Raw genomic sequence first — 12,980 nt, forward strand, 5'->3', positions numbered from 1 at the left:
TTATGTTTATACACTATTCGTTTCCGGTACAGCCTTTTCCTTCAATCCAGATGGTATCGTTTTCCTTTTTCCATTCTGTATCAGTTACACCGGTGATGATGTTTAATACCTGTTCCAGTCCGTTATTGCTGAAGAAAGTACCTGTAAAGCGGCAATGCTGCAAGGCATCATTGCGGAACAGGATTTTTGTATTATAATGATCGCTCAGGATCATCATAGCTGCTTCCAGGGTGATGTTTTTAAAGAAAAGGTCCTGCCTGGTCCATGCGATCACTTCCCGGCCGTTTACCACCTGCTGTGTAGCCTGCCCGGATGCTTTGCTGACCACCATCTGGTCGTTTTCAAGCAGGGTGCCCAGCTCTTTTTTATCATCAGACACCCGGACTTTACCATTAGTAACGGTTACCGCAAAATCAGGATCATCCAGCTGTGCTTTTATATTGAATCTGGTACCCAGTACCGTAGTCACAAACCTGCCGGTGTGTACAATAAAAGGTTTGTGAGCCTGTTTGCGGACCTCAAAGTAAGCTTCTCCTGTCAGGTATACATCCCGGCTGTTGCCCGAAAAAACAGGCGGAAAATCCAGTTTGCTGTCATTGTTCAGGATTACCGTAGAGCCATCGGGCAAACTGATCACCTGGTGTACCCGTGCTTTCTTTTCAGTTACTGCTACCTGTTGAGGAGGTGGTGATACCTGCCGTCCCCATTGCCACCACCCCAATGCCAGGCAAATGAGTAATACCGCTGCTGCCTGCCATAGTCTGACCAGTGGTCTGCTGGTCTTTTGATGCAGCATTTTGTAATTGATCTCTTGTGCTGCAGCTCTTTCAAAGATGCTGGCATAGATTTTTTCCTTATCTGCTTTCCGGGAAGGCTGATAGGCTGGTGGCATCTTGTCCCAGAGCGCCATCATTTCCCCGCTGATGAGGTCATTTTCGGAAAGCTGGGACATGAGTTGCCAGAATTCTTCCAATTCCTTTTTATTGCAGGTATTCTGTAAATATTTCTCAAACAGGTATTTTAACCTGATAGGATTAGACGACATACCTTTAAGACTGCTGAAATAAGGGGGTAGTACTATTGGCAGTAAAAAAATAATTGAAAAATAAATGAGGGAGGGGGGAGGTTTACAGTTTAAACAGCACACCAAGGGCGATGAGCGGCTCTATATCATTATGCCTGAGATAATGACGGATGGTTTTTAAAGCCTCTGCCATGCTATTGCGCACGGTGTTCCTGGAGAGATTGAGCTGCCGGGCTATCTGATCATGTGTTAGGCCTTCTTCCCGGCTGAGGGTAAATATAAGGCGGCGCTGTGGCGATAATTGCTGAATAGCCTGATGTAAGATATTCCGCGATTCATTATCCAGCAGCAGCTGATCTGCGCCAATAGCAGTTTCATTTACCATTTTATCGGCGATCACCCGCTTCAGCTGGGCATCTCTGCTGGCGATCTTAAAAAAGTCCATGGCTTTGTTATAAGCCACTTTACGCAGAAAACCATCCAGGTGCTGGATGTCTTGCAGCAACTCCCGGCCGGTCCATAATTTCAGGAAAATGTCTATGACAATCTCTTCCGTAATCTCCCTGGATTTGATGATGCTCATCAGGTAGTTGTATAACTTTTCCCAGTAAAGATCATAGAAGGCCCTGAACGCAGGCTCGTTTCCCTCTGCTATCAATGATAACAGTGCTCTTTCGTTATCTGTAGGAATACGCAACGCGTGATTTTAGTTGATACCAGCCAAAATTACTATTTAAACGAAAGAATCAAACAAAAATATTTAGGTGGCGTAATGCGGCTATTCAGTCCGTAATCTGTTTATCGGATTGGCATTGGCAGCCCGGAATACTTTTGTTCCGATGATAGCACTACAACAAAGCAGTACGATCAGGAAGGTGCCTATGTAGGGTATCGGCCCCGCCTCCTGATGATATTTATAAATAACCTGGAAAATAAACCTGTTTGTAAACAGGTAACCTAAAGCAGCGCCAAGCGTAAATGCAATCAGGAGAATGCGGATGAATTCCCGGTTTACTAATCCTATAATTTGTAGTACAGAAGCACCCAATACTTTGCGGATACCTATTTCTTTGCTCCGGTAGTCTATGTTCAGGGATATTTGTGCAAACAAGCCGGAGGCAGACAAAAGCAAGGTAACGATTGCCAGAAAAAATGCGATAGATTTAAATGCCTGGGTCATCCGGACCTCCTTTTCAATTACATCTGATTGTAAATATCCGCGGTAGGGTACATTGGGGGCTGCCTCATGCCACGCTGTCTGCAGGTATTTAGTGACCTGCGATAATTTATCTTCGGCTGCCCGAACCACTATAAACCTGTATTCATCCGGTTTAGCCATCCGCAGCACACAAGGAGGTACAAGATCGTGCAAGCCATATTCTTTGTAATCTTTCACAACGCCAACAATTGTGTAGCTGGTACTATCCAGTGTTACCCGCTGCCCCAGGGGATGCGTCAATGACAAGCGTTTCAGAAAGGTTTCATTGACCAGGATAGCTGCATCTGCATCCGTGGTATAAAAGTGACGCCCCTGAATTAAACGGATCCCCATGGTATTAAGATAGGATTCCCCGCTGATATGAGCTACCTGCGTTTGTATTTGTGCATCTTCAGTTTTGGCGGTGAGGGTGTAGGTACCGCCACCAATTTGTTGCGCGCACCCGGCTACACTTTTAATGCCGGGATATTGCCGGATAGCCTGGCTAAAAACGCGGTACTCCTGCGGACTGTTAACAGCTACAACTGCCACTTCATTAATCGCATAACCAAAATCTGCTTTTTCCTGAAAGGATGCATACTGTGACATGGCAATGCCTACTACCAGTGCAAAACACGACAGACTGAATTGTGCGATCATCAGCAAACGTGTAAAACGGTTGGAAGCTGCAAAGGAAGTCTTGCCTTTAAGAATGCGTACCGGCTGAAAAGAACTGATGTATACAGCCGGATAGAGGCCGGAAAAGACAGCGCTCACAAAGGGAATCAATATCAGTAATAACCAAAAACCATCATCCTGCCCATAGTCAGGCGAAAGATCAACGTTGGTGAGCTGCATAACTGTTGGCAACAGCAGGCGGACAAATAACATTGCCAATATAGCTGCGAACAGACACAGTATAATGTTTTCGGTTAAGAATTGCCATATCAGTTGCCGTTTATAACCGCCTATTACTTTACGGATACCGATTTCTTTTAACCGGCGACTGGAAAATGCGATGGAAATATTTGTGAAATTAAAACAGGTAATAATCAGAATAAACAGTGACATGATGGCCGGAACAATCACAAGCACCCCACGGGGGTTGGGAGTTAACTGACTACCATATACGTATCCTGGCATGTCAATATCCGAACTAGCTGCCAGCGCTGAGAATGGTTGGAGCGAAAAACCTGCTATGGGCCAATCTGTGTGGTTATGGTTATGAGGGGCAACATAAGCATTCAGGTTGGCGGTTACAAAACGTGCCTCCTGTGCCTCTTTTAATGCTACAAATGTGGTAATAAGACGCTGGTTAGCCCAGTCATCCGGAGCTACCTGCCCATGAATAAATCCATTTTCAAATGAGGTGATGATGTCAAACTGAATACTTGAATTGGCGGGTATCTTTTGCGTTACGGCTGCTACCGTATATAATCTGGATGTTCCTTCCTGGTCAATGATCGTCAGCGATTGGCCTACCGGCATTTGCTTAGGAAAGTATTTCTCTGCAAAAGCTGCGCTGATGATTACCTGATCCGGTTTGCTAAAGCCGGACAGGTTACCGGATTGGAGTGGAAAGGTGAAAAAATCAAACAAGGTTTTATCTGCGTAGTGAATATGCTCATCGAAAGTATTTTCCCCGGCTTTTACCACAACGGCCGCACTGCTGAGTCTGGCCATCTGCGCTATCCCTGTTTGTCCTTGCTGCATGGCCTGTGCTAGTGGTAAAGGTATCACTCCCCAGGGTTGCTTATTGCCATCCACCAGCCGTGTACTGTTTACCCGGTAAATATGTTCGGTATGTGTATGGTTTTGGTTGAAGCTGGCCCTGTAATTATAATTGAGGTAGGCCAGTATACAGCAGGCAATGGCAAAACCTAAACCTGCTATGTTGAGGATCACATAAATCTTGTTGCGCCAAAGAACACGGAAAGCTATCTTCAGGTAGTTCAGGAACATCTGGTAGATTTAAATTAAGTAGTGTTAAGCTGTCAGGTGCTATAATGCCAAACGGCGTTTTTAAAATCACGCCGGATATTTGCCAGTAAGCCAATTATCATACCACTTGGCCGGATACCCGCTGATGCCGGTGCAGTGGCCGTTTTTATACTTCAATGATGCTCATTTTAAAAGATATTATGTCCGGATACGGACATGAGGTGTTCGGTTTTAAGCGCAGGATATACCTGGCGGCACCGGCCATACCTTCTTTTCTGTAATTTAAAAAAAGCAGGGGCCAACACAAAAGAGATGGTTACTTTTGGTCGGCCCCTGCCTGTTCCTGATAGGATACATTGTCTGTCAGACAATCATCCGCATCATATTATTTCTTGGCAATCCGGTATAGCCTGCCCATATCTGTAACAGCATATAGTGCACCGTCTTTACCTTCTGTGATATCGCGGAAACGTTGTTCTTCACCAGCCAGTAATCTTTCTTCTCCTACCACTTTATTATTTTCAATAATCAGGCGTGCAATGTGCATGCTGCTCAGCCCGCAGATGAACAGGTTATTTTTCCATTCCGGCATATTGCTGCCACTATAGAAGGTGATGCCGCTGGGAGAAAGCACCGGATCCCAGTAGTAAACCGGTTGTTCCAGTCCTGCTTTCTGCTGAATGCTATCGCCTACTTTCTGGCCGCTGTATTCAAGACCGTAGGTGATGATAGGCCAGCCATAGTTTTTACCTGGTTCTATGCGGTTGAGTTCATCTCCACCCCTTGGACCAAATTCAGTTTCCCACAGGTCGCCGGTAACAGGGTTAATAGCAAGCCCCTGTACATTACGATGACCGTAAGAATAGAGTTCGGGCCTTGCATCCGTTTTACCCGCAAATGGATTGCCGGCAGCAGGCTGGCCATCTTTGGTGATCCGGATCACTTTACCTAAGGCAGAAGTGAGATCCTGTGCCTGTGGTCTTGTTTCCAGGTCTGAACGCTCTCCGGTGCTGATGATCAGATTGCCGTCCTTGTCGATCAGGATCCTGCCACCGTAGTGTAAGGTGCCTTTATAAGCAGGTGTAGCGCGGTATATCACGGTAGCACCTTCTATCTTTTTTTCATCTGCTGATAATTTTCCTTTAGCAACAGCTGTCAGATTACCTTCCGGGCGTTTTTCTGAAAATACCCAGTAGATCATCCGGTTGTTTCCAAAGTCGGGATCTACGCGGATACCCAGTAAACCTCCTTGTCCTTCGGGATTAACTGCGGGGATACCAGTGATCGCTTCGCCCACCTTTCCTTCCAGGGTAACGATCCGCATGGTACCTGCTTTTCTTTCCGTGATGATCAAACGGCCATCAGGCAAACTGGTAACGCCCCAGGGAAATTTAAGGGTGCTATCCAGCATCTTGTATTCATAGGGGGTAGCTGTTTTTACACCAGCTATCCTGGTCTGACCGGCAAATGCCGGCTGATAGTCTGTATTCGCCTTTTTGGTTTCTACAGGTGCAGCGGTGCTGTCAGCCGATTTTTCCGCATCAGCGCTTTTGGGAGCACCTTGTCCGCAGGAAAATAACGTCAATGCGCTTCCTATGCAGATCGCGGTCAAAAAATGAGGGTTTAAATACTTATTCATATGCTTCCTTATAATTAAATAGGTGAAGATGGAGGCTTAAATATAAACTAAGTTTTTCTAAAATCAGAACAGCAGGGCATTTGAAAATGGTATCCTTAGAAAGGAATGACAAATACCATGACAGTAAATAAATCATTAATCGCTAATTTTGCACTCCATGAATCATCAGCAATTGTAAAAATGACTACTGGCGCTATTAAATTGAAGAGAATAAAGGATGGTAATGTTTGGATAGCTACCCTGCTTGCTTTTGCCATGATCCCGATGTCCGGCTTTGCTACAGACATCTATCTCCCCTCGCTGCCGGGTATGGCTGGTGCACTGGGAATTACCAACAGCCAGACACAGCTTACCCTGAGTTTGTTCCTGATCAGCTATGGTGTGTCCCAGCTTTTTGTGGGAGGCCTGCTGGATAGCTACGGCAGGTATAAAATATCGTTGGTATCCATCCTGGTCTTTTGTATTTCCTGCGTCATTATTGCCAATACAAAGAGTATCTATGTCATATACGCCATGCGCATATTGCATGGGATCACTATTGCTGCGATGGTGGTGAGTAAGCGTGCCTTTTTTGTTGATTTGTATTCAGGAGAACAGCTTAAAAATTACCTCAGCATATTTACTATTATCTGGTCTACCGGGCCTATAGTGGCGCCTTTTATAGGTGGTTTCCTGGAGGTGAATTTTGGATGGAGTTCCAACTTTTATTTCCTGGGAGGTTTTGGTGCCATCCTGTTGCTGCTGGAGCTTATTTTCAGTGGCGAAACCATCAAACATACCACTGCTTTTCATCCGGCAAAAATACTTGCTATTTATGTGGAGATGGTCCGTACAGGCAGTTTTACATTGGGTATCGGGATGTTGGGACTGGCCTATTCTATGGTGATGGTGTATAACATGTCCGGGCCTTTTATCATTGAGCATTATTTCAATCTGTCGCCGGTGATTACCGGATATTGTTCTCTGCTCCTGGGGTTTGCCTGGATGGTAGGTGGTTTTCTGGGCAAGGGGACGATCAACAAACCTTTTATCCGGAAAATGAATATCAATGTGTCCTTCCAGCTTGTAGCGGCGCTGGCATTGTTGCTTACCTTTTCCCTGTTTAATCAGTTGTGGACGGTATTGGTCTTTGCCTTTATGGTGCATGTGGGTGCCGGATTTACCTATAATAATTATTTTACCTTTTGTTTGCAGAAGTTTCCCCAAAATGCGGGTATAGCCGGAGGGCTTACCGGTGGTTTATGTTATGTCATTGTTTCCATGCTGAGTTATACCCTGATCTATCTGTTGCCCGCAAAAGACGGGGTAAACCTGTCGTTCAGCTATATAGCACTGATCCTGGTCAGCGCACTGGTAATGTACCGGGTATTTGTATTGAACGGAAAAGAGCCGCATCATACTGCATAGCAGCTCCAACAGCCTTCCCACTGCCATCAATCACCTCACGTGAAGGAGTGGGCGTAATTACCCCCTTATAAAGTCGCATTTACACAGCACCGGTTGTATGCATTGAAAGTACTTTTGAATTATCTGTTCAATGAGGCTGCCATGCAGGCAACCTTTTAATCAATCAATTGTAAAACAGCTACTATGAGGAAAATTATTGTCACTACGTTTATTACACTGGATGGTGTAATACAGGGTCCGGGAGCATTTGAAGAAGATAGGTCCAATGGTTTTAAATGGGGAGGATGGATCGTACCACATGGGGATGAGCTTACGCAGCAGACCATGGCGGATTCGATGAAGGAGGATTTTGACCTTTTACTGGGCCGGTTCACCTATGATATTTTCGCAGCCTACTGGCCATATAAAGAAAATAATCCTATTGCAGAGAAGTTTAATCGTATTCATAAGTATGTGGTTTCGGGTAAGCCGGTGGAACTAACCTGGGAAAATTCCACCCTGATCACCGGGGATATCGTAGCAGGACTGAAGCAACTGAAAACCCAGGATGGTCCCAACCTGTTGGTCAATGGCAGTGGGAAAATGGTACAAACATTACTGGAGCATGGACTCGTGGATATACTGCATCTCTGGGTATTCCCGATAACCATTGGAAAAGGAAAACGTCTGTTTGCAGACGGCACTCAACCCGGCAACTGGAAATTACTGGACTCAAAAGTATCTTCCACCGGCGTTATTATCGCCAGTTATGCACCGGCAGGTGAAATAAAATTAGGCGCTTTCGAGCCGGACAATCCTTCAGCAGCAGAGCGGGAGAGAAGAAAGCGGGTAGGGCATTAAAAGAATGATGAGTGGGGTGATTAGCAGAAATACAAAAATCTTTAATCCGGTTTTATTAAATTTGAACGTAACAAGCCAATTGATTACTTAGTTACCGGAATATTGGAAAAGCAAAACAGCATATTTAGTAAAACATGTGCCATCCTCTTTTTTACGTTGGGAGTGGTAATGCTGGTTTTGCGTCCATACAGTGTATTGCAGGTGATACAGCTGGAGGGGTTGTCCGGTAATCAGGCTAAAGCAGGGGCTTTGTTACAGCGGCTGGTAGCCAAAAAAGATGAGCACCAGTATGTGGGAGAAGGAGAGGTGGCGGAGCAGCCCGACGATAAAATAAAACGGCGTTTTCCCATTGCCATATTGCTGTTGTTTTCTCATCATGTTTTATCCTTTCTTTTCAGCAAGCAACACTACAGGTACAGCACTACTGTTTTCCAGGTATCGCCGGAGAACAGTTGTTATAAGCGATTGTGCCGGTTCCTGATTTGATTTCATTTATTTAGTCTACTTATAGCAGTACGGGATACCTTCTCCTGTATCTGAAAATTGCTCATGGTATCCTACCGGTACGGATGAGCCGTTCAAAATATATTGATTCCTATAAAGTATTAAATAAATGAAATTATCGACTTTAATTATTTGCGCTATTGTATTGGGTGGGATCACTTCTTGCAAAAAGAAACCAGGTATTCCCCGCCCGGACCATATCATCATTGTGATGGAAGAAAACCATAGTTATGATGAAGTGATGGGTAGTGCCAATGCACCTTACATCAATCAGCTGGCCAAAGAAGGGGCGCTGTTTACAGATGCACATGGTGTGGTGCATCCCAGCCAACCCAATTACCTGGCTATATTTTCCGGTAGCACCCAGGGGGTGATTGCAGATGAATGCCTGGAAGATACGCTCCCTTATACCACGCCCAATATTGCCGCTTCTTTGATCAGAGGTGGATTTACATTTAAAGGATTTGCAGAAACGATGCCATCACCCGGATTTTTAGATTGTTATAACCAGCGAAGTGAATTAACAGGTGCTCACCTCTATGCGCGTAAACATGCACCCTGGGTAAACTGGCAGGGAACACAACCCAATGGTATCCCGGCGGAGTTAAGTCAGCCTATGACTGCCTTCCCGAAAGATTTCAACGAGTTGCCAACGCTGGCCTACGTAATACCTGATATGGATAATGATATGCATAACATCGGAAAGCCGGGAGATTCGGCGGCTATTCAACGGGCCGACCACTGGCTGAAAGATAAACTGGAAGCGTATGTGGAATGGGCTAAAACACATAACAGTATACTGATCCTTACTTTTGATGAAGATGATTTTAAAGAGGTAAACCATATCCCTACTATCATTGTAGGGGCAGGTGTAAAGCCGGGTGTGTACAAGGAAAAGATCAATCACTACAGTGTGTTACATACCATTGAAGCAATGTATGATTTACCGGTGCAGGATACCAACCGGGAGCAACCGATTATGTCGGTATGGATGAATTAGTCTGCTGCTAAAAAAGTCCCACTGTCTTTAGATGATGTTGTTTAATGGCAGTGGGATTTGTAATAGCGGAACATGAACAGCAGGATAGCCAGCAGCAAAAACAGCAATGATAGCAGGATAAGAGACGAAAATATTAAAAAGATAAACTGGATAACAGCAATCAGCAATACGATCCTGAGGTAAGCGTTCATGCTGAAACGGTGAAGAAAGGTGATACTGTGCAGGAGTAATAATAAACTAAAACTGCTGAGTGCAAAACCAGCAGCATCATTGTAATGCAGGTGTACAGGGACGAGTTTACCTAATGTAATAAACTCCGGCAGCAGCAGCGCAAAATAAACAAGCGCATACTCCAGCAGTCTTTTGGGTAATGACACTGCTAAACTCCGGTAAAAGGTCAGATAACTGGTTTCAAATTCCCGGATGCGATACACCAGTATGCCATTGGCAATGATCCCAAAGTTAAAAAACCAAAATACGGTACTGAAATCGTAAGTGGTTAAGGTATTATTGCGGGATATCGCATATAGGATCCCACAGGTAAATAGTTTGATGCCCAGCCATACAAAACGTTGTTTATGCGCAACAAACCGGAGTAGCACCACCGGATAGGTGGCCAGCAGTCTGGTAAGCCACCCGGCTTTTTTTACGGGGCGGACTGTTATGTTTTCCAGGTTATTTAACTGGTGAACATGGCGGGCGGCCATAGCCGCACATAATAGCACGAGGTATAATCCTACCCCTATTGCGGAAGTATAAAACTGCCTTTTCCAGCCAACGATGATAATGAGGCAGGCATAGAGCAATACCGGTATGAGCAATAAAACAGCGGTGAAAAAGAAGAGGCTGTATCGCTTTGCTTTGTTCAGGTAGTTGAGTATATGGAGAAAGGCGTACTCCGGCCTGTATAATATCCCCGTTACATGTGCAGCACATTTCCTGGCATATAGCAGCCAGACAAAACACACAAAGAGTAAGAAGTAAGTATTTTCCAGCATTCCGGTGATCAGGGAATAATGGTATTCAATGATACCTGCCCCATGGAAATCGCCTACAATGAAAAATAAGATGGTAAAGAAAAAAAACAGCGCGCCTGCATTTTCGCGGTAAAAAGATTTTACCAGCGATTGAAATAATATGCGGGCGGGGTAGTGCATTTAGGAGGAAATCTGCTTATTGTTGACGGTAAGCACTTCGCCGGATGATAATAAGTGGGCATCCAGTTCCTGGTGCGAACTCATGATAAAAGTAGTGTTACTGTGCTGATGTTGTTCGTGAATATACGTGCATACCTTTGTGAGCGCATCCGGGTCCAGGGTGATCAACGGTTCGTCTAATATAACGAGCGCCGGGCTGCCGATAAATGCCAGCACGAGCGACAGCTTTTTAACCATACCGGCAGAGTAGGTGCCAATCGCACTATCTACATAATCGTGCATGTTAAAAAGGTCGAGAAAAGCACGGACTTCACTGAGTGTAGCTTTCCTGATCCGCTGGTAAAGCGCGATGAGTTCTGCTCCCGTCATAAACGGAGGATAGGAAGGCTCTGCTTCTGCCCAGCTGATACTTCGCCGGTAGGCAAGCGGATGTTTACGCAGGTTGATGCCATTGAAGGAAATATCACCATCAAAGGGGATCAGTCCTGCGATCATTTTCAGTAAAGTAGTTTTACCGGAGCCGTTGGCACCTTTGATCCAGTAGAATCCATTCTTTAGTAGCAGCGCCGGTATTTCAAGTATTAAATGTTTATTGTAATACTTTGTGACGTTCATCAATTGCAGCATGGAATAAAGATATCCCTTTTATGTTGCGTGGGGAAGCTGCCGCAATGGAGAATACTGCTTTTTAACAAATCTCTAAGAAATGCTCCCGGATGGTACTGATCAGCTTGCTGGATCAATTCCCCACTGGCGCATGATGTCGTTACCGAAAATACGAACCATAGCGGGGTCTATAATGCTGTTTCTTGCCGTCAGGAATTTGTTGAGGCTGTCGCCGTACATGCGTTGTAAACGTTCGGGAGTAAGTATACTCATCTTGCCCCAGTGAAAAGTAAAAGGGATGTTGAGTTGTTCCAGTTTATTCCAGGCAGCCTCGTAAAACCGTTGGGTAGCGGGAGATAGTACCCCATCCAATTCCAGTACACAGGTAATGGGTGCAAAGCGGGTAAAGGCAAGCGTAGCACTGGAAGCTTTTACAAAGCGGAAGGCGAATAGTCCTGCAAAGGGACCGTGTGTTTCGTTGACCTCCAGCATTGCAGTCATTACCTTTCCTACTGCACTGATAGGTATGCCTACCGCGGCACTGGATACTTTACCCTGTAGGGTGGTATTACTGAAAATTTCTCCCAGGCGGCCGTACTTTGCTTCAAACAGTTCCAGGCTGTTGGCGAGGATCTTGTTGACCAATACCGGAACAAGGGAAGGCACTGCGCCGGTAATTTTTCCGATAAAGCAGGGTGCATCATCACCCGGACCGGCTTTTCCTCCCTCCGCTACCGGAGGATCATAATCCCGCATAGGCCGTTTATACATCGTTGTCATATAGGCACCATGCTCCATGTCATAAGGATTCAGCATTACCTGGAAATGAAAAGGTCTTTCACCCGGAAAGGGCAGGCCGGGATGAGAGAAGTTCATTGAAGTAAGCAATTGTATCAATGCATCATCATAGGGGATGCGGCGCATATAACATTCCAGCAGATAATCATCTTCTGCTTCTATCATCACGCCATGTACAAATCCAAATGAGCCTATACCTACCAGCGCGGCATTAAAAGCATCATCATCGCGCATCAGGGTAGCCCCCAGTTTGCTGGCAAAAGAGCTGGCTACTACCGGATAGGAGGCACGTTCCAGCCAGATATGGCTGTCTGGCCCGGTAATAATATGCAAACCTACTACCGCTTCCTGGATAGCGCCAAAATCAATAGCACCGCCATGCGTGCCTGTGGCAATAGCCCCTGCAATGGTTTGCCCGTTGCTGGCTCCGCAGGCAGACAGGGACAGGTCGTGATCACGCAGGTATTGGTTAAGCTCCCATACCCGGTTGCCACATTGTGCCAGGCATAACCGCGATGCCTCGCCGGTATATGCGGCGGCAGTACTGCTTTCAGTAATGGAAAAGCGGATGTTCAACGGTTTGGTGTTGAGCAGGATACCACTGCTCGCTGCTATCGGAGAAAATGACCAGCTCCCTCCCAATGCACGCAGCGGGGTATCGCTTTGTATGGCCTTTTTAATAATCTGCTGGATCCCTTTGGTGGTATCATTGTAAATGTCCAGTGTAGTGCCAAACGTTCTGCTGAGGTGTTCATTGGCCAGATCATAAAGATCTTTTACAGGTTGTGTAAAAGTGTCATGCTCATTGCTCCAGGAGAAAGGACCGTTCTTAACAATTTTCATAAACGGGATGAATGATGGGGTGA

Annotated in this window: 11 protein-coding genes; 4 read left to right on the forward strand and 7 right to left on the reverse strand. The window is 45.6% G+C overall.

The genetic code is table 11. From position 1 onward, the window contains the following. Positions 1 to 13: 13 nt before the first annotated feature. The 4 genes from ABR189_RS23975 to ABR189_RS23990 form a co-directional block, all read right to left on the reverse strand. Positions 14 to 1,045: a FecR family protein gene (locus ABR189_RS23975; protein ID WP_354663030.1), complete on the reverse strand. Its 1,032-nt coding sequence runs from the start codon at positions 1,043 to 1,045 to the stop codon at positions 14 to 16. An 82-nt stretch (positions 1,046 to 1,127) separates the two neighbouring features. Next, a complete protein-coding gene (locus ABR189_RS23980; RefSeq protein WP_354663031.1) occupies positions 1,128 to 1,721 on the reverse strand; it encodes an RNA polymerase sigma factor in 594 nt (197 codons plus the stop codon). 81 nt (positions 1,722 to 1,802) lie between these two features. Further along, entirely contained in the window at positions 1,803 to 4,184 is a 2,382-nt protein-coding gene (locus ABR189_RS23985) for an ABC transporter permease (RefSeq protein ID WP_354663032.1), read from the reverse strand. Between the two features lie 364 nt (positions 4,185 to 4,548). Next, entirely contained in the window at positions 4,549 to 5,802 is a 1,254-nt protein-coding gene (locus ABR189_RS23990) for a PQQ-dependent sugar dehydrogenase (protein WP_354663033.1), read from the reverse strand. A 117-nt stretch (positions 5,803 to 5,919) separates the two neighbouring features. On the opposite strand from ABR189_RS23990, the gene ABR189_RS23995 reads away from it, so the two are divergent. From ABR189_RS23995 to ABR189_RS24010, 4 genes are all read left to right on the forward strand, one after another. After that, positions 5,920 to 7,209 (forward strand): MFS transporter, encoded by a 1,290-nt coding sequence (locus ABR189_RS23995; protein ID WP_354663034.1) that lies wholly within the window; start codon positions 5,920 to 5,922, stop codon positions 7,207 to 7,209. A 183-nt stretch (positions 7,210 to 7,392) separates the two neighbouring features. Continuing rightward, a complete protein-coding gene (locus ABR189_RS24000; RefSeq protein WP_354663035.1) occupies positions 7,393 to 8,049 on the forward strand; it encodes a dihydrofolate reductase family protein in 657 nt (218 codons plus the stop codon). A 102-nt stretch (positions 8,050 to 8,151) separates the two neighbouring features. Continuing rightward, positions 8,152 to 8,535 (forward strand): hypothetical protein, encoded by a 384-nt coding sequence (locus tag ABR189_RS24005; protein WP_354663036.1) that lies wholly within the window; start codon positions 8,152 to 8,154, stop codon positions 8,533 to 8,535. A 127-nt stretch (positions 8,536 to 8,662) separates the two neighbouring features. Beyond that, entirely contained in the window at positions 8,663 to 9,553 is an 891-nt protein-coding gene (locus ABR189_RS24010) for an alkaline phosphatase family protein (protein WP_354663037.1), read from the forward strand. 41 nt (positions 9,554 to 9,594) lie between these two features. Here the strand turns inward: ABR189_RS24010 and ABR189_RS24015 are convergent, their stop codons facing one another. The 3 genes from ABR189_RS24015 to ABR189_RS24025 form a co-directional block, all read right to left on the reverse strand. Continuing rightward, positions 9,595 to 10,710 (reverse strand): hypothetical protein, encoded by a 1,116-nt coding sequence (locus ABR189_RS24015; RefSeq protein WP_354663038.1) that lies wholly within the window; start codon positions 10,708 to 10,710, stop codon positions 9,595 to 9,597. Further along, on the reverse strand, positions 10,711 to 11,325 hold the full coding sequence (locus ABR189_RS24020) for an ABC transporter ATP-binding protein (RefSeq protein WP_354663039.1): 615 nt from the start codon (positions 11,323 to 11,325) through the stop codon (positions 10,711 to 10,713). A 111-nt stretch (positions 11,326 to 11,436) separates the two neighbouring features. Then, entirely contained in the window at positions 11,437 to 12,957 is a 1,521-nt protein-coding gene (locus ABR189_RS24025; protein ID WP_354663040.1) for an FAD-binding protein, read from the reverse strand. Positions 12,958 to 12,980: the final 23 nt, after the last annotated feature.

Source organism: Chitinophaga sp. H8, from assembly GCF_040567655.1.
Classification (GTDB): Bacteria; Bacteroidota; Bacteroidia; order Chitinophagales; family Chitinophagaceae; genus Chitinophaga; species Chitinophaga defluvii.

Coding starts and splice junctions, on each gene's coding strand:
- ABR189_RS23975 (WP_354663030.1), bottom strand. CDS start 1,045: ATGTCGTCTAATCCTATCAGGTTAAAATACCTGTTTGAGAAATATTTA.
- ABR189_RS23985 (WP_354663032.1), bottom strand. CDS start 4,184: ATGTTCCTGAACTACCTGAAGATAGCTTTCCGTGTTCTTTGGCGCAAC.
- ABR189_RS23990 (WP_354663033.1), bottom strand. CDS start 5,802: ATGAATAAGTATTTAAACCCTCATTTTTTGACCGCGATCTGCATAGGA.
- ABR189_RS23995 (WP_354663034.1), top strand. CDS start 5,920: ATGACAGTAAATAAATCATTAATCGCTAATTTTGCACTCCATGAATCA.
- ABR189_RS24000 (WP_354663035.1), top strand. CDS start 7,393: ATGAGGAAAATTATTGTCACTACGTTTATTACACTGGATGGTGTAATA.
- ABR189_RS24010 (WP_354663037.1), top strand. CDS start 8,663: ATGAAATTATCGACTTTAATTATTTGCGCTATTGTATTGGGTGGGATC.
- ABR189_RS24015 (WP_354663038.1), bottom strand. CDS start 10,710: ATGCACTACCCCGCCCGCATATTATTTCAATCGCTGGTAAAATCTTTT.
- ABR189_RS24020 (WP_354663039.1), bottom strand. CDS start 11,325: ATGAACGTCACAAAGTATTACAATAAACATTTAATACTTGAAATACCG.
- ABR189_RS24025 (WP_354663040.1), bottom strand. CDS start 12,957: ATGAAAATTGTTAAGAACGGTCCTTTCTCCTGGAGCAATGAGCATGAC.